Source organism: Paracoccus albicereus (assembly GCF_024359525.1).
Lineage (GTDB): Bacteria > Pseudomonadota > Alphaproteobacteria > Rhodobacterales > Rhodobacteraceae > Paracoccus > Paracoccus albicereus.
Genome location: NZ_JAKZEU010000001.1, coordinates 640,919 through 664,487 on the forward strand (window position 1 = coordinate 640,919; position 23,569 = coordinate 664,487).

Here is a 23,569-nt window from a genome sequence, read left to right on the forward strand (position 1 = left end):
GGCAACCGGGCCCGCGATCACAAGCCCATGGCCTGATAGCTTTCGGCGATGCGGCGGATCGAGACGATATAGGCAGAGGTTCGCAGGTCCTCGACCTTCTCGTCGTTGTTCCAGACCTCCATCATGCTCTGGAAGGCGCCGCGCATCGTGTCGTCCAGACCGGACCGCACCAGCTCCAGTTCGCTCGCGCCCTTGAGATACTTGTCCTTGAAGTTCTTGGTCAGCGTCCAGCCCAAGCCCTTGTCGGCGGACAGCCGTTCCAGCTCGTTGACCAGCATGTTGGTGCGCGCTTCCTGTTCGCGACGCTCCATCCGGCCGAAGCGGATATGGGTCAGGTTCTTGACCCATTCGAAATAGGACACGGTGACGCCGCCGGCATTGGCATACATGTCGGGGATGATGACCACGCCGCGCTTCTTCAGGATAGCGTCGGCCTCGGCGGTGACGGGACCGTTCGCCGCCTCGACGATCAGGTGGGTCTTGATCCGCTCGGCGTTCTCGGCGTTGATCACGCCTTCCACCGCCGCCGGAATCAGGATGTCGCATTCCAGTTCCAGCGCGCCAAGGCTGTTCTGGCTGTAATCGGTCGCGCCCTCGAACCCGGCGACGCCGCCGGTCTCGCGGATATGCGCCTGGAGGTCTGCGATATGCAGCCCGTCGGGGTTCATCACGGCGCCATCGCGTTCTGCGACCGCGATGACCTTGCAGCCGTCATTGTCGGACAGGAACTGCGCCGCGTGGAAGCCCACATTGCCCAGCCCCTGGACGATCACCCGCTTGCCGTCCAGCCCGCCTTCAAGTCCGGCAGCCTTCATCGCCTCGGGGTGGCGGAAGAATTCGTGGATCGCGTATTGCACGCCGCGGCCCGTCGCCTCGACTCGGCCCTGGATGCCGCCGAAGGACACCGGCTTGCCGGTCACGCAGGCACGGGCGTCGATGTCATCGGGGTGTAGACGCTTGTAGGCATCGGCCATCCACGCCATCTCGCGTTCGCCCGTGCCCATGTCGGGGGCCGGCACGTTCTGGCTGGGCGAGATCAGGCTGCGGCGCGACAATTCATAGGTGAAGCGGCGGGTGATGCGTTCCAGCTCGTCGGCGTTGTATTCGCGCGGATCGATGCACAGCCCGCCCTTCGAGCCGCCGAACGGCACCTCGACCAGCGCGCATTTGTAGGTCATCAGCGCGGCCAGCGCCTCGACCTCGTCCTGGTTCACGGAACTGGCGTAGCGGATGCCGCCCTTCACGGGCTCCATGTGTTCGGAATGAACCGAGCGATAGCCGACGAAGGTGTGGATGGCACCGCGCATGCGGACGCCGAAGCGGACGGTATAGGTCGAGTTGCAGACGCGGATCTTTTCCTCGAGCCCCGGCGGCAGGTCCATGTGGCGAACCGCATGGGTGAACATGCGGTCAACGGAATCGCGAAAGGACGAATGCTTGCCAGTCATCGACGGATCTCCCCTGTTCCGGTCAGGGCCAGTCTGCGGGCGCGAAACGGATTTTTCCACCCCGTTCTTTGCGCGGGCGTGCCGCGGTGCTGTTGCGTTGGCGCCATGATGGTATTGTGATTGCGCTGCCCGGTAGGCAAGGCGGCAGCGCGCCCGTATAGCTGGACGGGAGCAGACAAAAAACCGTCAACGCGGACCAGACACGATGATCAGACCGACCCTTTTCGCGATCGCCGCCTTTGCCGCCCTTGCCGGCTGCATGCCGGTGCCCGCGCCCGCCCCCGTTCCCGCGCCGATGCCCGTCCCGGCGGTAGAGCCCGTGATGCCCGTGACCCCTGTCAGCGGCGTGGCCGGGCTGGAAGAGCGCGAACCCGACCTGTGCGGCGCCAAGAATTACACGTCCTATCTGGGCCAGCCGGGTACGCTGATCCCGACGATGGGGATTTCCAAGACCTATCGCGTCGTCGAATATCGCGGCATCGAGCCGCAGGAATACGACCCCAACCGGATCGTCTTCCGGCTGGATGCGTCGGGCAACATCTACAACGTCGATTGCGGGTGAACGTGATGCGCGTGTCCTTTCCCTTGCTGGCGGTCGCGACCCTGACCCTTGCCGCCTGCGAGCCGATCCCGGCGCCCGAGCCGCAGCCCGAGGCACCGGGTGCGTCGGATGCCTGTGGTGCGTCGGGCTATCAGGGTCTGATCGGTCAGCGCGGAACGGTGCTGGAAAGCATGACCTTCCCGCTGCGCACGCGCGTGATCGGACCGAATGATGCGATCACCGCCGATTACAGCCCCGAGCGTCTGAACATCGAGATCGGTCTGGGTGGCCTGATCGAGCGGGTCGCCTGCTACTGATCGCGGCAAACCGCCGGTCGCTGCGTCCTTCGGCGCGATTTTCGTTGCCTCGGGTCAGGCGCGGTGTCACCATCCTGTCATGCTGAACGCCGCGCCGCCGTTTTCCGCAGACCCCGATCGCGTCGTTTTCGACCGGCATGAACTGGGGATCATCCTGTCCGTCTATGGCCGCATGGTCGCCGCCGGTGAGTGGCGGGACTACGCGATGTCGTTCCTGCGCGACGTAGCTGTCTTCAGTGTCTTTCGCCGGGCGACCGAACATCCGCTCTACCGGATCGAGAAGCGGCCCAAGCTGCGCGGCGCGCAGGGGGCTTACGCGGTGATCGGCATGGATGGGCGCATCCTCAAGCGCGGTCACGATCTGGCGGCGGTGCTTCGGGTGCTGGAAAAGAAGCTGATCCGCGCGGTCGACTAGGATCTAGCCCTGCAGGATCCAGTGGATCACCGGCGGCACGGTCAGCACGCTGAGCGCGGTGGAAATCAGGATCGCGCCGGACACCCGCTGCACCGCCACCCCGAAATATTGCGACAGCATGTAGACGTTGCCCGCGACCGGGAGCGCCGCGGCGGCCACCATCACGCCGGCCGCGAAGGGCGGCACCCCGAAGATCAGGAACGCGGCGATGCCGACAGCAAGCGGGTGCAGCACCAGCTTGGCGAAGGACAGCCACAGCGCCGGCCCGGGACGCTGGGTGCTGCGTTCGGCCAGGCTCGCCCCGATGGCGAAGAGCGCGCCCGGCGTGGCGGCGGCGCCCAGCAGCACCAGGAATTCATCCGCGATCGCGGGAAGGGTCAGGTCGGACGCCGCGACCGTGAGGCCGGCGACCATCGACAGGATCATCGGATTGGCGACGACACCGCCCAGCACCCGCCCGATCCCGGCAAGGCTAGCAACGCCCCCACGCCCCGCCTGCATGATGATGGTGATCAGCGTGGAAAAGACCAGCATGTCGATGGTCAGCACCATCAGCACCGGGCCGACCGCGCGTTCGCCCAGCAGCACGACCAGCATCGGCACACCCAGAAACCCGGTATTGCCGGTCATGGTGCAATGCGCCTCCATTGCCGCTTCGCGCAGGCGCAGGCCGCGCCATCGCGCCACGGCCATGCCGATCGCCCAGACCAGCGCAGAACCCACCAGATAGGCCATCACGAAGCGCGGATCGAAGAGCGCGCCCAGATCGAGGCCCGCCGCGAAGCGAAATAGCATCGCCGACAATGCGAAGTAGAAGACGAAGCGGGTCAGCCAGACCGCGCCTTCCGTCGGAAAGACGCGGGTCCGCGCAGCGATCCAGCCCAATCCGATCAACCCGAAGAACGGCAGCGTCTTGAGAAACACCGCCAGCATCAGAAGAGCGTCATGATCTCGGGCAGCGGTTTCTTGACCTTGGCGGCGGCAGGAACGGTGGCATCCGCTGCGGGCAGGCCGACGGGCAGGATCATCACCGGCTTTTCGTGATCGGGCCGACCGCACAGGCCGTTGAGAAACCGCATCGGGTTTGGCGTGTGCGTCAGCGTGACGAGACCCGCGTGATGGATCGCGGCGATCAGCAGCCCGCAGGCGATCCCGACGCTTTCGGGGACGTAGTAATGCTTGAACCGACTGCCGTCGGGGCGCAGTCCGTAACGCTGCGCGAAGACCACGATCAGCCACGGCGCGATGGTCAGGTGCGGCTTGTCCGGGCCGGTGCCGACCGGCTCCAGCGCGGACAGCCATTCGTCACCGCCACCGCCGGCATAGAAGGCGCGTTCCTCTTCCTCTGCCGCGTCGCGGATGCGGGCCTTTATCGCCGGATCGCGGATCGCGGCGAAATGCCAGGGCTGCTGGTTTGCGCCGGATGGCGCACTGCCCGCCGCCTGAATGCAGGCGGCGATGACATCCGCACTGACGGAGTCGGGCGCGAAATCCCGCACGCTGTGGCGGCGGCGCATGTGATCACGGAACGCCTGCGCGGCGGCCAGCGAATCCGCATCCGACGTCTGCACCCGGTCGGGCAGCGGCAGGGGACGGTAGGTCATGCTCAACCCGATCCGATCAGCACGCCGGTCGCGAAGACCAGCCCGCCGCCGACCACGACCTGCAGCGCCGCGCGCCAGAAGGGCGTCTGCATCCAGCGGTTCTGGATCCAGGCGATGGCCCACAATTCGACGAAGACGACGACAAAGGCGATGATCGTCGCGGTCCAGAAATGCGGGATCAGATAGGGCAAAGCATGGCCGAGGCCCCCGAGCGCGGTCATCACCCCCGATGCGATGCCGCGCTTGATGGGCGAGCCGCGACCCGAGACGACGCCGTCGTCGGACGCGGCCTCGGTAAACCCCATGCTGATCCCGGCACCGAGCGATGCGGCCAGCCCGACCAGAAAGGTCGTGTGGGTGTCCTGCGTGGCGAACGCCGTGGCGAAGATCGGCGCCAGCGTCGAGACAGAGCCATCCATCAGCCCGGCAAGCCCCGGCTGGACCCAGGTCAGCACGAAGTCGCGGCGCGAGACCGCGTCCTCGTCCGCCCGCGCTTCGTCGGTCAGGTGTTCGTCGGCCAGATCGTCCGCGCGCTTCTGGTGACCGAGTTCGGCCGACGCGAGATCGCCCAGCAGCTTGCGGGTCGCGGCATCGGTGCTGGACTGCGCCGCGCGGGTGTAGAACGCGCCCGCGTCGCGCTCCATCAGCGCGGCTTCCTCGCGGATCGCGGCCAGCGACAGGTTCTGCATCATCCAGGCCGGGCGCCGCGCGTAATAGCCGCTGATCTGTTCGCGCCGGACCAGCGGAATGGTGTCGCCGAAGCGGTCGCGATGGGCAGCGATCAGCCGCTGGCGGTGGCCGTCCTCTTCCTGGGCCATACCCTCGAAGATCGCGGCGGTGGCGGGATAATCGGCGCGCAGGAAGTCCGCCCAGTTGCGATAGATGTGGGCGTCGTCTTCCTCGGACCAGATGGCGAGTGCCAGCACCTCCTGCTCGGTCAGGTCGGAAAACCGCCGTCGCGGCGCGGTGAGGGTCAGAAGTGGCATCAGTCGGACGCGGGCAGGTCGGGGCCGCGCCGGACGATGAATTCGCGCGCGCCGTCGCCTATGTCGCGGGTCGCTTCCAGCGCGTGCCCGCCCTCGGCGCAGAAATGCGGCACGTCGATCAAGGCGGCGGGATCGGTGGCGATCAGGCGGATCGTCCCGCCCACTGGCTGCGCCAGCAGCCGCTTGCGCAGGCGAAGGACCGGCAGCGGGCACAGCAGGCCGCGCGCGTCCACGACCTCTGCCGTGTCCGCGTCGGTCATGCGGGTGTCGCCACGACGGTGCGGCACCATGCCGCCAGACCGGCAGGTGTGATCCGTTCCGCGAGGTCCCCGGCAAAGGCGGTGAACGCACTGAGCTGTTCAGGGGCGACGTGCAGCAGGACCGGAATGTCGCGCTCCAGCGCCATCGCGATCGGCTGGCAGAAGCCGCGGCCGAACGCCTCCTGCTTGCCGAACTTGGGCAGGATCACCAGCTGCGGATTGCGTCCAAGCTGCGCGATGACGTGACCCGAGGCGGTTTCCAGCGCCCCGACGTCCAGCCTGCAACCCGACGAGCCCGGCCCCAGCGATTGCGAGATGCGGATGCGCGGACCCGCCGAGCCGGTCAGCTGCAATTCCATGTCGCAGGCGCAATCGGGCCGCGTGTCGAGATTGTACTGGACCGCGCCGGCGAGCCGCATCCCTTCGGCCGCAAGCCGGATGGTGAGGTTTTCCAACATGCGGTCCGACTCACCGGGCGCCGCGGTGGCGGGCAGCGAGAACCATCCGAGCCTGCTCATGGTCTGTCGTCCCCAGTCGTCACGTGTGATGAAGCTTTCGGCACAGGCCGTCGCGCCGATCCTATCCGCTGGCGCGCCGCCCGCAACCCTTGCCAACCCCCGTCGGCTGCGGTTGATGGCACCAGGGCAACGGCGGATGGATCATGGACAAGACTTCGGAACAGCGCGAGATCTGGCGGCGGATCGCCGAGGATCAGCCGGCCTTCGCGGGTCATCTGGGAATGCGGCTGATCGAGGCGACCCCCGACCGGGTCGAGATGACGATGGCGGTGACGGATGCGCTGGCCAACCGCAACGGTGTGCTGCACGGCGGCGCGATCATGGCGCTGGCCGACAATGCGGGCGGCACCGCCACGTTCCTGAACCTGCCCGAGGGCAAGTCCACGACGACGCTGGAAAGCAAGACGAATTTCCTGCGCCCGTTGCGGCTGGGCGATACGGCGCATGCGGTCTGCGAACCGCTGCACCGCGGCCGCACGACGATGATCTGGCAGACCCGCATCCTGCGCGACGACGGCAAGGTTGCCGCGATCGTCACGCAGACGCAGATGGTGATCGACTGGCAGGGCTAGGACGTCCCGCCGGTCGCGTCGCTCAGGCGCCGAAGGCGGCGCGATAGGCGACCATCGGGATGTCGCCACGGGCGATGCCCATGCGGGCCAAATCGGCGTCGGATTTCCGCGACAATTCGTAGATGCGGTCGCGGCACTCGAACGCCGCGATGATGGCGTCGTAGAAGCTGCGGATGGTTGCGCGCAGGCCGGGGCCGCGGCGGGTTGTGTGCGAGATATTGGTGGCTGTGGTCGTCATCTTGGAAACCTTGGATCGGCGTGGTTTCCTCCCTTGTGTGGCAGATAGGTCAGGCAGACTGCCGGTTCAACCCATGACCCTGCGCGCCGCCGCGTGACCCGCATGCTGCCCGGTGGCGAGGCAGGCGGTCACCAGGTAGCCCCCGGTCGGTGCCTCCCAATCCAGCATCTCGCCCGCAGCATAGGTGCCGGGCAGCGCGCGCAGTTCCAGATCCTTGGTCAGCGCTTCGGCCCGGATGCCGCCTGCGGACGAAATAGCGCGGTCGAGGCCCATCGGGCCGTTGTGGCGAAGCGGCAGCGCCTTGGCCAGCGCGGCGAGTTGCGCAGGCTCGCCCGGCAGCGGGCGGCCCCATTCCATCAGCAGGGCCGCCCGAACCGGGTCGCCGAGCGCGCGACGCAGGCGATTACCCAGCGACTGCTTGCCCGGCGAACTGGCGAAGCGACGGGCAAGGGTTTCGACACTCAAATCGGGCGCCAGATCGACATGGCCGGCGGCGCCGTCGCGCAGTTGTGCCGCTATTTCGTAGATGCCGCCGCCTTCGATTCCATGGCGCGTGATCACCCATTCGCCGCGGGACGACAGCGGACCGGCGTGGATGGCAGTGCCCTTGACCGCAGCGCCGAAATGCCGGTGCATCGGATCGGACCACGCGACGCGAAAGCCCATATTGGCGGGCTTGAACGGCGCGATCCCCACCCCCGCCTGTTCGAGGATAGGCACCCAGCCCGCATCCGAGCCGAGCCTTGGCCAGCTTGCCCCGCCGAGCGCCAGAACCGTCGCGCGCGGATGCAGATTCGTCGGTCCATCGGGCGTATCGAAGCGAAATCCGTCCTCTAGTCCGATCCAGCGCCAGCGCGGTCGCAGTTCCACGCCCGACTTTTCCAGACGCGCCAGCCATGCGCGCAGCAGCGGCGAGGCCTTCATTGCCGTGGGAAAGACGCGCCCGGTCGATCCGCTGAACAGCTCGATTCCCAGGCCGCGCGCCCAGTCCATCACCTCGGCTGGGCCGAAGCCCTCCAGCACCGGCGCCAGCGCGGGAAAGCCGTCGATCCTGGCGGCGAAGGCTGCTGGGTCTTCGTCCTTCGTCAGGTTCAATCCCGACTTGCCGGCCATGAGAAATTTCCGCGCGGGTGAAGGCATCGCGTCGGCGACGATGACCTTGCAACCCGCCTTCGCCACCGTCTCGGCCGCCATCAGCCCGGCGGGGCCGGCACCGATGACCAGTGCCGCGTCGGTCACCGGCCCGCCCGGCGGGCCTGCCCGCGGGGCATCATCGCCAGCCGGATCAGCACCCGTTCCAGAAGCGCCATCTGCGGTGCCCGGCTGGAAGAGCGCAGGGTCAGGTCGGTTTCGATGAGGTCGTGGACGGCATCTTCCAGCACGCGGGTGCCCCAGGCCTGCGCCTGTTTGGCCATCCGGTCGCGGCGCGGGCCGAAGACCGGCGGCCGCTGCCGCATCAGCCCGGCGATCGGCCCCTTGGGATCGCTGGCCGCGGCGTGCAGCGCGCGGAAATGGCGCAGGGCCGCGATGCACAACGTCACGGGTGCGACGCCCTGACCTTCGACCCGACGCATCAGCGGCGCGAAATCCTGTGCCCGCCCTTCGGCGACGGTGTGGATCAATTCGTCCACGTCGGCCTCAATCGTGGCCGGGGCCATCAAGGCGATTTCCTCGGGCGTCAGCGCGGTAGGGTCGCCATGCTTGTAAAGACCGATCTTCTCGATCGTCTGGCGCAGGTCGCCGGGGTCCAGCGCGCGGGCCAGCGCCATCAGATCGCGCATCGCGTCGTTCGGAATCTCGGCCACGCCGGCTTCCTTCAGCCAGCGCGCCACCTCTTCTTCGCCGGGCGGATCATCGTAGATCGGTGCGGCGACCGTCTCCTTCCGCCCCTCGATCAGCTTTCGCAGGGTCGAGCCCTTGCCCAGCGATCCGGCGGTCACGACCATGACTGCATCGCCCGGCTGCCAGTCATCCAGGGCGGCGGCGATCGCGTCGCTGGCGCTGTCAGGCGTATCCTCGATCAACACGACGCGAGGGCCGGGGAAGAAGCCGACCTCCTTGACCGCGTCGATGACCTGCGCGGGGTCCTTCTTCACGCCCGCGCCCGCGATGCGGGTCAGGCGCATTTCCTCTTCGGCGCCGGGGCCGGTCAGCGCGGCGACCGCTTCGGCCCGTTTCAGCGACACCCGCATCGGATCCTGACCGAAAATCAGCAGCGCCGGACGCGTCGGGTCGGGTCGCGCCAGATACCGCGCGATCTCGCCACCCTTCAGAAGCACGGTACGATCACGGTGCTGCGGCGAGTAGCCGCGTCACCACCTGATCGGCCAGCATGCGCGCCAGCCGCTCGCGGGCATCGGCCTCGGCCGCGAGCGTGGCGATGGTCGTGCCGGTGGTGGAATAAGAGGTGAAATTGCTGACTTGACCGCGCGTCACCAATTGGCCGGACTGATCGGTCAGCGTGAACTGCGCCGTACCGTTCAGCGAATAACGGCGGGTGACGGCGTCAGGGGTGATCGCCTGTGGCACCACGGCGATGCGCAGAGAATAACCGAGCGCGTAGGCGTCGCCCTCAGGACCCAACCGTTCCGAGATCCGGCGGTTGAAGGCGAAATCGTCGGCGGTCTGCGGGTCGGCGGGCCGAACCTGGCCGAACAGCTTCGTCGCCGCGCCGCCGGTGCCGTAGACGGGCGTCAGTTCGCAGGCGGCCAGCGCCAGCAGCGCAGCCAGCAGGAACCCGCGGCGCGTGCCATTACGCCACGACATTGACGATCCGCCCGGGCACCACGATCAGTTTCTTGGGCTGCTGGCCTTCCAGAAAGCGCTGCACGGTTTCGTTCGACATCACCAGGGCCTCGATCTGGTCCTTGGCCATATCCTTGGGAACCGTGATCTCGGCCCGGCGCTTGCCGTTGATCTGGATCGGCAGCGTGACGCTGTCATCCTCCAGCAGGGCCGGGTCCGCCTTGGGCCATTCTGCATCGACGACCATGCCCTGACCACCGGATTTGGCCCAGACTTCCTCGGCCAGATGCGGGACCATCGGCGCCATCAGCTGCGCCATGATGCGAAGAGCGTTTCGCCGCGCCTCGCCACCCGCTGTCGACTTGCCGATGGCATTGGCGAGTTCGTAAAGCTTTGCCACGGCCTTGTTGAAGGCGAAGCCTTCGATCGCGGCGGTTACGTCGGCGATGGCGCGATGGGCCGCGCGATCCAGGCTTGGATCGTCGCCCCCTTCGGCCGTCTCATCGGAAAGACGCCAGACGCGGGCAAGGAACTTGTGCGCGGCCTCGGCCCCGGCGGCGGTCCATTCGACGTCACGCTCGGGCGGGCTGTCCGACAGCATGAACCAGCGTGCGGTATCGGCACCGTAGCTGTCGACGATGTTGACCGGATCGACGACATTCTTCTTGGATTTCGACATCTTGGTCGAGGGGATCACCTCGACGGCAGTGCCGTCGGCCAGCCTGCCGCCCTGCACATCCTCGGGCAGGTGATAGACCGCGCGGCCACGATCGTCGGTGGTCTTGTAGATCTCGTGCGTGACCATGCCCTGGGTGAACAGCGCGTCGAACGGCTCCTTCGCGCTTTCCGGCAGGTGGCCGGTCCGGATCATCGCGCGGGCAAAGAACCGCGAATAGAGCAGGTGCAGGATCGCATGCTCGATCCCGCCGATATACTGGTCGACATTCATCCAGTAATCGGCATCCGCCCGGTCGGTCGGCGTCTTCGCGTGTGGCGAGGTGAAGCGAGCGTAGTACCACGACGAATCCACGAACGTGTCCATTGTATCCGTCTCGCGCTCGGCCGGACCGCCGCATTCGGGGCAGGTCGTCTGCCGCCAGTTCGGGTGGCGATCCAGCGGATTGCCCGGCACGTCGAAGCTGACATCCTGCGGCAGCAGGACGGGCAGGTTCTGCTTCGCCTCGGGCACGGTGCCGCATTTGACGCAATGGACGACCGGAATCGGGCAACCCCAATATCGCTGGCGCGAGATGCCCCAATCGCGCAGGCGGAACTTGGTCACGCCTTCGCCGTAGCCCGCCGTTTCGGCATGGGCGATGGCTGCGGCGACCGCGGCCTCGCCGGTCTGATCGGTCTCACCCGAAAAGCCGCGAACATAGGTCACGATCTCGGATTTCATCGGCACATAAGGCGCGTCGGCGACCATCGCGTCGGCCTGCGCCAGATCCATGCCCCGCTCGCCGAAGGTCGCGCGGATCGGCAGGCCGTATTTCGTGGCGAATTCGTGGTCCCGCTCGTCATGTGCGGGCGAGCCGAAGATCGCGCCGGTGCCGTAATCCATCAGCACGAAGTTGGCGATCCAGATCGGCAACTGCCAGTCGGCGTCCAGCGGGTGCCGCACCGTCAGCCCGGTGTCGAAGCCCAGCTTCGGCGCGGTCTCGATCGCTTCTTCGGTGGTGCCGATGCGGCGGCACTCTTCGATGAATTCGGCCACTTCTGGTCGTTCGGCCAGTGCCTTGGTCAGCGGATGGTCGGGCGAAAGTGCGACGAAGCTTGCACCCATGAGCGTATCGGGACGGGTGGTATAGACCTCGATCGCATCGAAGCCCGCTGGCGCGTCAATCGTCTGGAAGCTGAATTGCAGCCCGCGCGACTTGCCGATCCAGTTGGCCTGCATCGTGCGGACCTTGTCCGGCCAGCCCGAAAGACCGTCGAGCGCCGAGAGCAGTTCGTCCGAATAATCCGAGATGCGGAAGAACCACTGCGTCAGTTCCTTGCGTTCGACCGCAGCGCCCGATCGCCACCCCTTGCCGTCGATGACCTGTTCATTGGCCAGCACGGTCATGTCGACCGGGTCCCAGTTCACCTGTGCCGACTTGCGGGTGATGAGGCCCGCGGCGAGCATGTCGAGAAACAGCGCCTGCTGCTGGGCGACATAATCGTCGTCGCAGGTGGCGAACTCGCGGCTCCAGTCGATGGAAAGACCCAGCGGCTTCAGCTGGTCCTTCATCGTGGCGATGTTGCGATAGGTCCATTCGCGGGGATGGCCACCGCTTTCCATCGCCGCGTTCTCGGCCGGCATGCCGAAGGCGTCCCAACCCATCGGATGCAGCACGCTGTAGCCCTGAGCGCGTTTGAAACGCGCGACCACGTCGCCCATCGTGTAGTTGCGGACGTGTCCCATATGGATGCGCCCCGACGGATAGGGAAACATCTCGAGCACATAATATTTCGGCCGCTCGTCGCGTGTCGCCGTGAAGCTGTCGGCATCGGCCCAGGCCGACTGCCAGCGCGGCTCGCTTGCGGCGGGATCATAGGGCATGGGCGGTCCTTCGGGCAAATCCGGTGCCCGCACGGTTTAGCGATGACGCGCGCGGGCGTCCAGCGCGGCCGGTGATCCCGTTCCCGCCTAGAGCCGGCCGTCGCGGATGCGAAGCTGGCGCGCACGGGTCAGGATCGCATCCTCGACCGCACGCACGGTGTCGGGCGCCACGGCCGAGCCGCCGGCCCCCTGCAATGCGAGCTTGAGGCTGCGCGCATCCAGTGCCGGATCGCTGATCTGGATCGTCGCGCGATAGGATCGTCCACCGCCAGGTGGCGTGCCGTAACCAGTGACGATGACACCGGTAAACGGGTCGACCGACTGCACGGGCAGGAAGTTCAGGACCTCGAGGCTGGCATTCCACAGGTACTTGTTGACGCCGACGGTCGTGTTGGGGTCGCTCCGGTTGCCGAACAGATCCCAGATCGTCGAGCGTGACTGACCGCGCGCGATGTCGGGGTCGACGTTCTGATTGCGGTTGCCTTGAGTCCCGCCACAGGCGGCGAGTCCCGCGCAGAGGGTAAGGGCGATCATCGCGCGCCCGGCGCCTGCCGTCATCATGGGGGTCCCCCGGTTTCGTCCCGACTGGCGCAGCCTTAGCGCGGAAAGCCCCCGCGCGACAAGCGTCTCGACCACCCGCAAAAGTACCGCTCGCGCGCTGGTTGTAGGGCGTCGATGAGCGGTCCAAACGCGTCTACGAATTTGGTGTGGCCTCTGTGCATCACAGAAAACTGAATGAAATCCAAGGGCCGGTGATTCCGTTGCATCGTGCGGGTGAAAGGGTGATGAACTTCGCATACCCAAGGCGGTGCCTCCGGTTTGGGCAACAGAGAGACAAGAGGGAACACACCATGAAAAAGGCTCTTTTCGCCACCACCGCGCTGGTTCTGTCGGCTGGCGTCGCTGCCGCTGACGTGACCATTTCGGGTTATGGCCGCTCGGGCGTGCTGTACCAAGAAGACGGCGTTGGCGGTCCTGGCAGCAGCACCAACGACACCATCATCCAGTCGCGCCTGCGCATGAACATCGACGCCTCGACCTCGACCGACCAGGGCGTGGATTTCGGTGGCCGGATCCGCATTCAGTGGGACCAGGGCGATGACGAAACCACCGTTGCGCCGGGCTACGTGTACGTGACCGCCAGCGGCCTGAAGGTCGAACTGGGCAACTCGAACACCGCCTATGACTCGGCCGCTCTGATGTACAACTCGGAAATCGGCGTCTACTCGCGTTCGTTCGGTAACTCGCGCGGCGACTTCTTCGCCTACAACACCGACGGCTATCCGACCTTCGCTAACGTCGTCGACGGCACGATCCAGCGCCGCAGCGACTACATGGGCGTCATGGTCAGCTACGCGATCGCCGGCGTGAACCTGCGCTTCTCGCAGATCGACCCCGATCAGGTTTCGTCGATCGACACCGACGGCGATGACGAGAAAGAATACAGCATCTCGGCCGACTACGTCTGGAACGACATGCTGACCCTGTCGGCCGCTGCGGTTCAGAACGGTGCGGGCATCGAAGACAACGATCAGTACTTCCTCGGCGCGGAATACGCGTTCAACGATCGTACCGACATCGGCATCCTGTTCTTCGACAACGGCGACGTGACCCCGGACAGCGATCTGGCCGATCTGGGCAACACCGTGACGCTGTACGGCAGCTACGAAGTTGCTCCGCTGACCACGATCAACGGCTACGTCGCGAACAACGACGCTGACGGCAACGAAACCGACAACGCGTTCGGTATCGGCGGCGAATACGACCTGGGCGGCGCGATGCTGGCCGGTTCGATCCAGCGCGGCTACGACGAGCGGATCACGGCCGACATGGGCTTCCGTTTCGACTTCTGATCCAAGCGATCCATACCGACTTCGGAAAGAGCGGGCCTTGCGCCCGCTCTTTTCTTTTTGTCTTGTCGCCGCATGGGACTGGACGACATCAAACGCCGCATCGCCGCCGCAGCCGACCGGGCCGGGCGCAACGCCGATGACATCACGCTGATTGCGGTCAGCAAGGTGCAGCCTGACGATCGCGTGCTGGCGGCGCTGGACGCCGGGCACCGGGTCTTCGGCGAAAACTACGTGCAGGAGGCGCAAGGCAAGTGGCCTGACTGGCGTGAGCGTTTCGAGGGCGTCAAGGTCCATATGATCGGGCCGTTGCAATCCAACAAGTCCCGCGCGGCGGTCGAGTTGTTCGATGCGATCCACACGCTGGACCGGATGTCGCTGGCGACCAAGCTCGCGCGCCAGATTGAGGAACAGGGCCGTGCCCCGCAACTGTTCATTCAGGTCAACACCGGGGACGAGCCGCAGAAGGCGGGCGTGCTGGCCGACGAGTTGCCCGGCTTTCTGAAAGCCTGCGGCGATCTGGGTCTGAACCCCGAAGGCCTGATGTGCATCCCGCCCGAAGATGAGGATCCTGTCCCGCATTTCCGGCTGTTGCGCAGGCTTGCCGCCGATGCGGATCTGAAGCTGCTGTCGATGGGAATGAGCGCGGATTTCGAGGACGCCATCGCCGAGGGCGCGACCCATGTTCGCGTCGGCTCGGCGATCTTCGGCGCGCGCGACTACGGCTAGGATAGCGGCGGCACGATCAGACGCGTTCCGGGCCGGACCTCGCGCGCCAGTCGGATCAGCTCGCGGCGCGCCATCGCGACGCAGCCCTCGGTCGGATAGCGCGGACGGCGCCACTGGTGCAGGAAGATCGCGCTGCCCCTGCCCGGTTTCGCCCCGGGCCAGTTCCAGTCCGTCGTCAGGATCAGGTCATACAGCGGATCGGCGCGGCGCAGGCGTTCGTGGCTCGCGTTCAGCGGCGCGCGCGCGTGGTGGTTGTAGGCCGGGTGAGACGAATCGTCGCACCAGAGGTCGCCCGGTCCGATGGGACGCGCCCAAGCCGCCGGACGACCCAATCGGTCGGGACGATACCAGAGTCCGGTGATGCGATGGTTGCCGATCGGGGTGGCCCCGTCGCCCTCTCGCTTACGGCGCGACAGACCCCCCTTGCCGATGCTGCAGGGGATCATCCGCCCGCGCCACCGCAGACCTGCGGGCGTCAGCACCAGATCGTCGCGGTTCACAGCAGATGCCCCGACTTTTCGGCCTTGGTATCCAAGTAACCCGCGTTGAAGCGATTGCGGGCCGTCACCAATGGTACCCGCTCTGTCACTGCGATCCCCTGGCGCTCCAGCATCGCGACCTTGCGCGGATTGTTGGTCATCAGCCTCACCTTGGCGAATCCCAGCTTGCGCAACAGCGCCGCGCCGATGCGGAAATCGCGCTCGTCATCCTCGAATCCCAAGCGGTGGTTGGCCTCTACCGTGTCGAAGCCCTGATTCTGCAAATTGTAAGCGCGCATCTTGTTGGCCAGCCCGATGCCGCGACCCTCCTGGTTCAGGTACAGCAAGACCCCCGCGCCCTGCCGGCCCATCGCGTCCAGCGCGGCGTGAAGCTGCGGGCCGCAATCGCATTTCAGGCTGCCCAGCACATCACCCGTGAAGCAGGCCGAATGCAGCCGCGTCAAAACCGGCGCATCGCGGGGGGGATCGCCGATCTCGACCGCGTAATGTTCCTCGCCGCCATCATCGGGGCGGTAGATATGCAGGCGTGAGCGTTCCGCAGATGCCAGCGGAAGGCGCGCGGCGGCGACCGGCGCGAGAGCGCTTTCCGCGGCAAGCTGTGCCAACGTGGGGCCGGCTGAAAGGTCGGTCAATCCGTCGCTGCCATCGGCCCGGACCATCACGACGGCCGGCAGAAGCTGCGCAGACTTAGTCAGGGCCAGCGCCGCCTTGTGCGGGTTGGTGTCGCCCCCACGCTCTGTGAATAGCGGTCCCTTCATCGGGTGCATCAGGTCGCGTGAAGGATCGGCAAGCGCCCGAACCCAACCCAGGTCCGCATTCTCGGGCAGCGTGACTCGTGCCAGATCGCCATCGTAGGCACGTGCCTTCAACGTCTCGGCGCGACGCGCGGTGATCGTGACGACGGGCTGGCCCAGGGCTCTTAGATCGGCCAGTCGCGTTTCGGACAATGTCTCGGCGGCGGCTACCAGCCAGCCGTCGATCTGCATCGGCAACCCCATGCGCAAATCGCCGCGGGCGCGGGCGATGCGTTCTGCAAGAGTGGGGATCAGGCTCATCGGGCCGCCGTTTCTGTAACAAATTGAAACATAACGCCCCCTGCGGACAAGTGCATGTGAGATTTGCAACAAGCCCGTGGACGCAGGCGTTTCAAGGCCACATCCATCTGCCATCAAGGCAAAGGAGGCAACCATGCCTGGACTGAAAAAGATCCTACTGGTCGACGACGAGGAAGACCTGCGCGAGGCCCTGGCCGAACAACTGGTCGCCACCGACGATTTCGACGTTCACGAGGCCGGTAGCGGCGCCGAAGCAATGGAAGCCGCGAAGGGAAACATCTTCGATCTGGTGATCCTGGATGTCGGCCTGCCGGACACCGACGGGCGCGAGCTGTGCAAGAAGCTGCGCAAGCACAACGTCAAATGCCCGATCGTCATGCTGACCGGACACGACACCGATGCAGACACGATCCTCGGCCTCGACAGCGGCGCGAACGATTACATCACCAAGCCGTTCAAGTTCCCGGTCCTGCTGGCCCGGCTGCGCGCGCAGCTGCGCACGCACGAGCAGTCCGAGGACGCAATCTTCCAGCTTGGGCCGTACACGTTCAAGCCGGCGATGAAGATGCTGGTCGATCAGAAGGATCGCAAGATCCGCCTGACCGAGAAAGAGACCAACATCCTGAAGTTCCTCTACCGGGCGCAGGATGGTGTGGTGGCGCGCGATGTGCTGCTGCACGAGGTCTGGGGTTACAATGCCGGCGTCACCACGCACACGCTGGAGACGCATATCTATCGGCTGCGCCAGAAGATTGAGCCCGATCCCTCGAATGCGCGGCTTCTGGTGACGGAATCAGGGGGCTATCGTCTGGTGGCCTGACAGCCGCTTGAGCGGATTTCGGCCAGACGCTTTTTCTCGCCGAGCCGCAGGAACCGATCCTGAATGTGACGCGTTCCAATCCCGAAGCCCAGTGGTCGGTGGATGCGGCCACACTCCCAACCCTCTCTCTCTGCCTGACGGCCTCGGACTTCGGTCCGAGGCCGGTCTTTTTATCAGCGGATGAGGATGCCGGGTTCCGACGAACTTTCGACCGTGCCGATCGCCGTGGCGGCATCAAAGCCGTGTTTCGCGAACAGCGCGAGCACGTCGTCAGCCGCGCCAGGCGCGCAGGCAACCAGAAGCCCGCCGCTGGTCTGCGGATCGCTGAGCAAGGCACGGTCGGCCGGATCGAACCCTTTCGGCAGCGTGATCCCATCGCCGTAGCTGGCCCAGTTGCGCCCCGATGCGCCGGTGATGGTGCCATCCGCCGCCATCTCGCGCACGCCGTCGAGCAGGGGCACGCGATCCCAGTCTATCACCACACTCATGCCGGCGCCGCTCGCCATCTCCATCGCGTGACCGCCGAGGCCGAAGCCGGTCACGTCGGTCAGCGCATGGACGCCTTCCATCGCTGCGAGATCGGGGCCGGGGCGGTTCAGCCGCGTGGTCGTGTCCATCATCAGGCGGTAGCCGTCGGCGTCGAGCTGCCCCTTCTTCAGTGCCGCCGACAGGATGCCGACGCCCAAGGGCTTGCCCAGGATCAGCACGTCGCCCTCCTGCGCACCGCTGTTCTTGCGGATCAGCGCAGGATCGACGAGGCCCATGGCGACCAGGCCGTAGATCGGCTCGACCGAGTCGATCGTGTGGCCGCCTGCGACGGGGATGCCCGCATCCGCGCAGACCGACTTGCCGCCTTCCAGGATCAGCCCGATCGTCTCGGGCGACAGCACGTTGACAGGCATGCCCACGATGGCCAGTGCCATGATCGGCGTTCCGCCCATCGCGTAGACGTCGCTGATCGCATTCGTCGCGGCGATGCGGCCGAAATCGTAGGGATCGTCCACGATCGGCATGAAGAAGTCGGTGGTGGCGACCAGCGCCTGCTTGTCGTTCAGCTTGTAGACAGCCGCGTCGTCGGCGCTTTCGATCCCGACCAGCAGTTCCGGCGGGACCGGCATCGCCGAGGTTCCGGCAAGGATCTTCGACAGCACGGCCGGCGCGATCTTGCAGCCGCAGCCGCCGCCATGGGACAGCGAGGTCAGGCGAGGTTCCGCAGCATCGCTCATCCTCTCAGCCCCTGTCCCGGCCATGCGGCACCGTCCAGTCATCGTCCGGCCCGATGGGCACGATGCGGTTCGGGTTCACCATGTCGTGGCTGTAGTAGTAATGGCGGCAGAAATGATCCGGCCGAACCGTCTGCGCGACGCCCGGCCATTGGTACATCTCGCGCGCCCATCCCCACAGGTTCGGCATCTGCGCGATCTTGGTGCGGTTGCACTTGAAATGGGTGTGATAGACCGCATCGAACCGGGCGATGGTGGTGAAGAGCCGCCAGTCGGCCTCGGTCACACGGCCGCCAGCGAGGTAGCGGTTCTCGGCCAGGATTCCTTCCAGCCAGTCGAGGCTGTCGAACAGCGGATGGACGGCCTTGTCATAAGCCTTCTGGCTGGTCGCGAACCCGGCCTTGTAGACGCCGTTGTTCACGGTGTCATAGACGCGGTCATTGATCTCGTCGATCCGGCTGCGCAAAGACTCGGGGTAGTAGTCGTCCTTGTTGCCGGTCACTGCGTCAAAGGCGGAATTCATCATCCGGATGATATCGGCGCTTTCGTTCGACACGATCCTGTCGCCCTTGATGTCCCACAGAACTGGAACCGTCACCCGGCCGGTCATTTTCGGCGTGTCACGCAGATACACGTCGCGCAGGTAGGGCAGGCCGAACAGGTCGTCACCCGTTGCTCCGTCGAAATCCGTCTTGAAGGTCCATCCCTCGGACAGCATCTCGGGGTGGACGACCGAAACGCCGATATGATCCTCGAGCTCCTTCAGGACGCGAAAGATCAGCGCGCGATGCGCCCAAGGGCAGGCATATGAGACATAAAGGTGATAGCGACCGCTTTCCGCCTTGAACACGCCCTCGCCCGTCGGACCGGAGCTGCCATCGGCCGTGACCCAGTTGCGGAACTTGGCGTTGTCGCGGACGAATTCGCCGTCGTTCGACTCGGTGTCGTACCATTGGTCTTTCCAGACCCCGTCGACCAGCTGACCCATCGGATTCTCCTTCGGTTTCGGCCAATGGGACCGCCGCAGCCGGGCTTGTCAACCGTTTGACGGGCACGCTACAGACCCAGGCATGTTCACCATCGCCACCTGGAACATCAACTCGGTTCGCCTGCGCGAGCCACTGGTCACGCGCTTCCTGTCCGAAGAGGGACCCGACATCCTGTGCCTGCAGGAATGCAAGTCGCCGGTCGAGAAGATCCCGGTCGAGGCGTTCCGCGCACTGGGTTACCGCTGGATGGTCGCGCGCGGACAGAAGGGCTACAATGGCGTCGCGATCCTGTCGCGCCTGCCGATCGAGGATGCGGGCGATCGCGACTATGCCAGCCTCGGTCATGCGCGCCACGTGGCCGCGCGCCTGGAAAACGGTGTGGTGATCCACAACTTCTACGTTCCCGCCGGCGGCGACGTGCCCGACCGCGAGGTCAACGTGAAGTTCGGCCAGAAACTGGATTTCGTCGCCGAGATGCGCGACGCGTTCCATGCGGATAACCCCACGCGTTCGATCATGGTCGGTGACCTGAACATCGCCCCGCGCGAGGATGACGTCTGGTCGCACAAGCAGCTTCTGAAGGTCGTCAGCCACACACCGGTCGAGGTCGATCACCTTCTCTCCGCGCAGGACGCCGGGGGTTGGGTGGACATCACCCGCAAGGACATCCCGGACGGACAGCTTTATTCCTGGTGGTCGTATCGCTCGCCCGATTGGGACGTGGCGGACAAGGGCCGCAGGCTGGACCACATCTGGGCCAGCCCCGACATCGCGAATGCCGGTCATGCCAGCCGTGTTCTGCGTGGGATGCGCGGATGGGAACGACCCTCAGACCACGTTCCTGTGCTGGCAAGTTTCGATCTGTAGGCTTGATCCGGCGGGATCGAGACGACCCGCAGCCATAGGGCCGCGGGTCGCAGAGGCACGAGCAGACAGCTGATTCATCCCTTTGCGCGACGGCGCATTGCGGCCAGCCCACCCAAACCACCGAGAAGCATCAATCCGGCCGCAGGCAACGGGACCGGCGCCACATCGATGGAAGAAATCCGGTAACGATCGAAGCTTCCGCCCAGAAGACCCGCATCGGCACCAAAGCTGATGCTGGTCCCCATCAGGCCCGCAAGCGAGTAATACCCAGAAGAATTGGCAGCCCGCTCTTCCGGATCGACCAGAAGGCCGTCAATGAACAGATCGAAGGAATCGCCGGACCCCCATCCCGAGAACACGACCGATCCGAAATTAACGACGCTGTTGAATGTCAGCGTCAGTAGGTCGTTCTTGACCGAGCCATCGATATCACCCGTGTCGAACAGGTGCGATGAAACGCCCAGACCAGAAGAATTTCGCGTCACCGTCTCGCAATCGCTGCAGATGATGGTGTCGGGGTTGGGAAAATCGCGGTAGGTCCCGGCCGTCGCCTTGGTCGTCACGCCGTCCACGGTCCAGGTATTCGAGCCCGCATTGGGCGCACTGCCAAAGTTGAAAGTGGCGGCCCCTGCAGGGACCGTGCAGATCAGTAACGCTGCAATCGTTGAAAGGGTCTTCATCAGGTAATCCCTCACTGTCCTGCTTCGATAAAGAGCAGGTTTACACCAAAATGCGCCGCAGGTTCTGTTAGGGGCTATGAAAAATAAACCAGAGAAATCGCGAGCGCAGCGATAAGGATATCACTGAAGTGAAAGATCGGAAAAAGATTCGCCCGCTATTTATAAAGTTTAGTTTAGAATCGCAGAAGAAGATTAGAATACCTAGATTATCAGCCTAAGGTTGTGCCGTTGGTCGTAAGGCTGAAGGTCGGTTCCGGCCGACCGTTTCTGCGGAGGCCCCTCGTTCGCCGCGTGGCCACCCCTTTCGTTCCTGCGGATGACAGCACATATTGCATCCGATCGAAGCGAAAGCACCGAGGCCGACATGACAATGCTTTTCGACGGCGGCGACAAAGCGCAAAGCGCCGCAGAGACCATTCGCGACGTTACAGACGCGACCTTCATGACCGAGGTGGTCGATGCCTCGATGAAGGTGCCGGTGATCGTGGATTTCTGGGCGCCGTGGTGCGGTCCGTGCAAGACGCTGGGTCCGCAGCTGGAGGCCGAAGTCGCGCGCTCGAAAGGCGCCGTCCGCATGGTCAAGGTCAACGTCGACGAAAACCAGATGATCGCGGGCCAGCTACGCATCCAGTCGATTCCCACGGTCTTCGCCTTCTATCAGGGCCAGCCCGTCGACGGCTTCCAGGGCGCGATTCCGCAATCCGAGATCAGGACCTTCGTCGACAAGCTTGCCAAGATGGGCGGTGGCGCCGCGGGCGAGGACGACGGCCTGGCCGAGGCACTGGCCGCGGCCGAGCAGATGCTCGACGACGGCGCCCATGCCGATGCAGCAGAGACGTTCGCCGCGATCGCAGAGGAAGACCCGGAGAATGGCGAGGCTTGGGGCGGACTGATCCGCGCCCATATCGCGGCGGATGATACCGAATCCGCAGAGCAGGCCATGGCGCGGGTGCCGGCGAACGTTGCGGCATCGGCCCCGGTCGAGGCCGCGCGCGCACAACTGCAATTGGCCAGGCAGGCCGCCGAAGCCGGACCCCTCGCCGATCTGCAGTCGAAGGTCGAGGCTGATCCCGACGATCAGCAGGCGCGGCTGGATTATGCCAAGGCGCTGCACGGGTCCGGCAAGGTCGAAGAGGCGATCGACGTGCTGCTCGACAGTTTCCGCCGCGATCGCGAGTGGAACGAGGGCGCGGCGAAGGCGCAGCTTTTCACCATCTTCGACAGCCTCAAACCCAACGATCCTCTGGCGCAGAAAGGTCGTCGCCGGTTGTCGTCGATGATCTTTGCATGACAGGCAGATTGCGGTTCGACCTTCCGGACCGGATTGCGCTGTTTCCCTTGCCGGGGGCGCTGCTGCTGCCGCGGTCGCGCCTGCCGCTGCAGATCTTCGAGCCGCGTTATCTGCAGATGCTGAACGATGTGCTGAAGACCGAACACCGCCTGATCGGCATGGTCCAGCCCATCGACGCAAAGGAGGGTGAGGCGCAAGCTTTGGCCCCGATCGGCGGCGCGGGCCGTGTCGTGGCCTTTACCGAGACCGACGACGGCCGGATGATGATCTCGCTTCAGGCGATCTCGCGCTTCCGCCTGACCGAGGTCGAGGAAGGCTTCGCGCCCTATCTTCAGGGCCGGGTCGAGTGGCAGGATTTCGCGCGCGATCTGAAGGGTCCCGAGAGCGACGAGGATTTCGACCGTGGCCCGTTTCTTGAAAAGCTCGAGCGTTTCATGGAGCCGCGCGAGCTGACCACCGACTGGGACGCGGCCGCCGACGCCGAAGACGAAATGCTGATCAACGCGCTGTCGATGCTGCTGCCCTTCGATCCGCCCGAGAAACAGGCGCTGCTCGAGGCTGTGACGCTGACCAAGCGCCGTGAAATGCTGGAAGGGCTGATCGACTACGCCCTGTTGTCCGAAGACAGCGAGGAACGCCTGCAATGACCGACACACCTGAATCTGCCGAGACCGCCGCTGCGTCCAGCTTCGATCGCGCGATGCTTGAGGGGCTGGTTTGCCCGGTGACCCATGCGGTGCTGCAGTACGATGCCGAGCGTCAGGAACTGGTTTCGCAGGCAGCCGGCCTGGCCTTTCCGATCCGGTCAGGCATCCCGATCATGCTGATCGACGAAGCGCGGCAGCTCAAGGCGGATTGATGGCAGTCGATTACGACGAATTGGCTGCACGCGTGGCCGCGCTGACCGAGGGTGAGACCGACGAGGTCGCGCTGATGGCCACGCTTGCCTGCGAACTGCATCATTCCGACGACCGCTTCGACTGGACGGGCTTCTACCGCGTGACCGAACCCGAAGTGCTGAAGATCGGCCCCTATCAGGGCGACCACGGCTGCCTGGTGATACCGTTCTCGCGTGGGGTCTGCGGCGCCGCGGCGCGAACCGGACAGGTTCAGATTGTGCCCGATGTCGATGCCTTTCCCGGCCATATCGCCTGCGCAAGCTCGACCCGGTCAGAAATCGTGCTGCCGGTCATCGGACGTGATGGTCGGCTGATCGGTGTTCTGGACATCGACAGCGATCGTCCCGACGCATTCACGGACGATGACGCGGAATGGCTGCGGGTTATCCTTGGAAGCGTCTTCGGAACGATCTGACACGATCTTGTCTGGGACGTCCTGCGGGTCCATCCTTGCGATCATAGATCCAAGGAGGCTTGATC

Annotated in this window: 29 protein-coding genes; 12 read left to right on the plus strand and 17 right to left on the minus strand. The window is 65.2% G+C overall.

Features of this window, described 5'->3' with window-relative positions:
- Positions 1-17: 17 nt before the first annotated feature.
- Positions 18-1,448 carry a Glu/Leu/Phe/Val family dehydrogenase gene (locus MLD63_RS03155; RefSeq protein WP_255328385.1) on the minus strand — a complete coding sequence of 477 codons (1,431 nt, stop codon included), beginning with the start codon at positions 1,446-1,448 and terminating at the stop codon, positions 18-20.
- 205 nt (positions 1,449-1,653) lie between these two features.
- Between MLD63_RS03155 and MLD63_RS03160 the strand changes: the two genes are divergently transcribed.
- The 3 genes from MLD63_RS03160 to MLD63_RS03170 all read left to right on the plus strand — a co-directional run bounded on the left by MLD63_RS03160 (position 1,654) and on the right by MLD63_RS03170 (position 2,721).
- Entirely contained in the window at positions 1,654-2,010 is a 357-nt protein-coding gene (locus MLD63_RS03160; RefSeq protein WP_255328387.1) for an I78 family peptidase inhibitor, read from the plus strand.
- A gap of 5 nt (positions 2,011-2,015) precedes the next feature.
- On the plus strand, positions 2,016-2,306 hold the full coding sequence (locus MLD63_RS03165) for an I78 family peptidase inhibitor (RefSeq protein ID WP_255328388.1): 291 nt from the start codon (positions 2,016-2,018) through the stop codon (positions 2,304-2,306).
- Positions 2,307-2,385: 79 nt separating this feature from the next.
- Entirely contained in the window at positions 2,386-2,721 is a 336-nt protein-coding gene (locus MLD63_RS03170; RefSeq protein WP_255328389.1) for a DUF2794 domain-containing protein, read from the plus strand.
- 3 nt (positions 2,722-2,724) lie between these two features.
- On the opposite strand, the gene MLD63_RS03175 is transcribed toward MLD63_RS03170, so the two are convergent.
- From MLD63_RS03175 to MLD63_RS03195, 5 genes are read right to left on the minus strand one after another with little or no spacing between them, the layout of a single operon-like run.
- Positions 2,725-3,654 (minus strand): AEC family transporter, encoded by a 930-nt coding sequence (locus tag MLD63_RS03175; protein WP_255328390.1) that lies wholly within the window; start codon positions 3,652-3,654, stop codon positions 2,725-2,727.
- Entirely contained in the window at positions 3,654-4,325 is a 672-nt protein-coding gene (locus MLD63_RS03180; RefSeq protein WP_255328391.1) for a nitroreductase family protein, read from the minus strand. Before MLD63_RS03180 ends, MLD63_RS03175 begins: the two co-directional genes overlap by 1 nt.
- A 2-nt stretch (positions 4,326-4,327) precedes the next feature.
- Positions 4,328-5,311, minus strand: coding sequence for an iron exporter MbfA (gene mbfA, locus MLD63_RS03185; protein WP_255328392.1), 984 nt, complete (start codon positions 5,309-5,311; stop codon positions 4,328-4,330).
- Positions 5,311-5,571, minus strand: coding sequence for a sulfurtransferase TusA family protein (locus tag MLD63_RS03190; protein ID WP_255328394.1), 261 nt, complete (start codon positions 5,569-5,571; stop codon positions 5,311-5,313). Before MLD63_RS03190 ends, mbfA begins: the two co-directional genes overlap by 1 nt.
- On the minus strand, positions 5,568-6,089 hold the full coding sequence (locus tag MLD63_RS03195) for a DUF2478 domain-containing protein (protein WP_255328395.1): 522 nt from the start codon (positions 6,087-6,089) through the stop codon (positions 5,568-5,570). The genes MLD63_RS03190 and MLD63_RS03195 overlap by 4 nt, the downstream gene beginning before the upstream one ends.
- A 143-nt stretch (positions 6,090-6,232) precedes the next feature.
- Between MLD63_RS03195 and MLD63_RS03200 the strand changes: the two genes are divergently transcribed.
- Positions 6,233-6,661 (plus strand): PaaI family thioesterase, encoded by a 429-nt coding sequence (locus tag MLD63_RS03200; RefSeq protein ID WP_255328396.1) that lies wholly within the window; start codon positions 6,233-6,235, stop codon positions 6,659-6,661.
- Between the two features lie 22 nt (positions 6,662-6,683).
- Here MLD63_RS03200 and MLD63_RS03205 read toward each other — a convergent pair whose 3' ends face one another.
- The 6 genes from MLD63_RS03205 to MLD63_RS03230 all read right to left on the minus strand — a co-directional run bounded on the left by MLD63_RS03205 (position 6,684) and on the right by MLD63_RS03230 (position 12,744).
- Positions 6,684-6,899 carry a hypothetical protein gene (locus MLD63_RS03205; RefSeq protein ID WP_255328397.1) on the minus strand — a complete coding sequence of 72 codons (216 nt, stop codon included), beginning with the start codon at positions 6,897-6,899 and terminating at the stop codon, positions 6,684-6,686.
- Between the two features lie 66 nt (positions 6,900-6,965).
- A complete protein-coding gene (locus MLD63_RS03210; protein ID WP_255328398.1) occupies positions 6,966-8,138 on the minus strand; it encodes a TIGR03862 family flavoprotein in 1,173 nt (390 codons plus the stop codon).
- Positions 8,135-9,178, minus strand: coding sequence for a DNA polymerase III subunit delta (holA, locus tag MLD63_RS03215; RefSeq protein WP_255328399.1), 1,044 nt, complete (start codon positions 9,176-9,178; stop codon positions 8,135-8,137). The genes MLD63_RS03210 and holA overlap by 4 nt, the downstream gene beginning before the upstream one ends.
- Positions 9,179-9,185: 7 nt before the next feature.
- Complete coding sequence (gene lptE / locus MLD63_RS03220; protein WP_255328400.1) at positions 9,186-9,665, minus strand: LPS assembly lipoprotein LptE; 480 nt, start codon at positions 9,663-9,665, stop codon at positions 9,186-9,188.
- Positions 9,652-12,186 (minus strand): leucine--tRNA ligase, encoded by a 2,535-nt coding sequence (gene leuS / locus MLD63_RS03225; RefSeq protein WP_255328401.1) that lies wholly within the window; start codon positions 12,184-12,186, stop codon positions 9,652-9,654. Before leuS ends, lptE begins: the two co-directional genes overlap by 14 nt.
- A gap of 87 nt (positions 12,187-12,273) precedes the next feature.
- Complete coding sequence (locus MLD63_RS03230; protein WP_255328503.1) at positions 12,274-12,744, minus strand: DUF3576 domain-containing protein; 471 nt, start codon at positions 12,742-12,744, stop codon at positions 12,274-12,276.
- Positions 12,745-13,037: 293 nt separating this feature from the next.
- Between MLD63_RS03230 and MLD63_RS03235 the strand changes: the two genes are divergently transcribed.
- Positions 13,038-14,039, plus strand: a complete 1,002-nt coding sequence (locus tag MLD63_RS03235) for a porin (protein WP_255328402.1) — start codon at positions 13,038-13,040, stop codon at positions 14,037-14,039.
- Positions 14,040-14,111: 72 nt separating this feature from the next.
- Positions 14,112-14,765, plus strand: a complete 654-nt coding sequence (locus tag MLD63_RS03240) for a YggS family pyridoxal phosphate-dependent enzyme (RefSeq protein ID WP_255328403.1) — start codon at positions 14,112-14,114, stop codon at positions 14,763-14,765.
- On the opposite strand, the gene MLD63_RS03245 is transcribed toward MLD63_RS03240, so the two are convergent.
- Both MLD63_RS03245 and ribA read right to left on the minus strand, forming a co-directional pair.
- Positions 14,762-15,265, minus strand: a complete 504-nt coding sequence (locus MLD63_RS03245) for a L,D-transpeptidase family protein (RefSeq protein ID WP_255328404.1) — start codon at positions 15,263-15,265, stop codon at positions 14,762-14,764. The genes MLD63_RS03240 and MLD63_RS03245 overlap by 4 nt on opposite strands.
- Positions 15,262-16,320 carry a GTP cyclohydrolase II gene (gene ribA / locus MLD63_RS03250; RefSeq protein ID WP_255328405.1) on the minus strand — a complete coding sequence of 353 codons (1,059 nt, stop codon included), beginning with the start codon at positions 16,318-16,320 and terminating at the stop codon, positions 15,262-15,264. The genes MLD63_RS03245 and ribA overlap by 4 nt, the downstream gene beginning before the upstream one ends.
- Positions 16,321-16,453: 133 nt before the next feature.
- Here ribA and MLD63_RS03255 point away from each other — a divergent pair, with 133 nt between their 5' ends.
- Positions 16,454-17,140 (plus strand): response regulator transcription factor, encoded by a 687-nt coding sequence (locus MLD63_RS03255; protein WP_255328406.1) that lies wholly within the window; start codon positions 16,454-16,456, stop codon positions 17,138-17,140.
- Between the two features lie 173 nt (positions 17,141-17,313).
- On the opposite strand, the gene selD is transcribed toward MLD63_RS03255, so the two are convergent.
- On the minus strand, positions 17,314-18,366 hold the full coding sequence (gene selD, locus MLD63_RS03260; RefSeq protein ID WP_255328407.1) for a selenide, water dikinase SelD: 1,053 nt from the start codon (positions 18,364-18,366) through the stop codon (positions 17,314-17,316).
- Between the two features lie 4 nt (positions 18,367-18,370).
- Positions 18,371-19,351 (minus strand): glutathione S-transferase family protein, encoded by a 981-nt coding sequence (locus tag MLD63_RS03265; RefSeq protein WP_255328409.1) that lies wholly within the window; start codon positions 19,349-19,351, stop codon positions 18,371-18,373.
- 82 nt (positions 19,352-19,433) lie between these two features.
- On the opposite strand from MLD63_RS03265, the gene MLD63_RS03270 reads away from it, so the two are divergent.
- On the plus strand, positions 19,434-20,219 hold the full coding sequence (locus MLD63_RS03270) for an exodeoxyribonuclease III (protein ID WP_255328410.1): 786 nt from the start codon (positions 19,434-19,436) through the stop codon (positions 20,217-20,219).
- A 74-nt stretch (positions 20,220-20,293) separates the two neighbouring features.
- On the opposite strand, the gene MLD63_RS03275 is transcribed toward MLD63_RS03270, so the two are convergent.
- Positions 20,294-20,899, minus strand: a complete 606-nt coding sequence (locus tag MLD63_RS03275) for a VPLPA-CTERM sorting domain-containing protein (protein WP_255328411.1) — start codon at positions 20,897-20,899, stop codon at positions 20,294-20,296.
- Between the two features lie 370 nt (positions 20,900-21,269).
- On the opposite strand from MLD63_RS03275, the gene MLD63_RS03280 reads away from it, so the two are divergent.
- Genes MLD63_RS03280 through msrC form a run of 4 tightly spaced genes read left to right on the plus strand, consistent with a single transcriptional unit; the run spans position 21,270 to position 23,504 of the window.
- Positions 21,270-22,190: a tetratricopeptide repeat protein gene (locus MLD63_RS03280; RefSeq protein ID WP_439957620.1), complete on the plus strand. Its 921-nt coding sequence runs from the start codon at positions 21,270-21,272 to the stop codon at positions 22,188-22,190.
- On the plus strand, positions 22,187-22,837 hold the full coding sequence (locus tag MLD63_RS03285; protein WP_255328413.1) for an LON peptidase substrate-binding domain-containing protein: 651 nt from the start codon (positions 22,187-22,189) through the stop codon (positions 22,835-22,837). Before MLD63_RS03280 ends, MLD63_RS03285 begins: the two co-directional genes overlap by 4 nt.
- Positions 22,834-23,049 (plus strand): Trm112 family protein, encoded by a 216-nt coding sequence (locus MLD63_RS03290; RefSeq protein WP_255328414.1) that lies wholly within the window; start codon positions 22,834-22,836, stop codon positions 23,047-23,049. The genes MLD63_RS03285 and MLD63_RS03290 overlap by 4 nt, the downstream gene beginning before the upstream one ends.
- Positions 23,049-23,504, plus strand: coding sequence for a free L-methionine (R)-S-oxide reductase MsrC (gene msrC, locus MLD63_RS03295; protein ID WP_255328415.1), 456 nt, complete (start codon positions 23,049-23,051; stop codon positions 23,502-23,504). The genes MLD63_RS03290 and msrC overlap by 1 nt, the downstream gene beginning before the upstream one ends.
- The last annotated feature ends 65 nt before the right edge of the window (positions 23,505-23,569 follow it).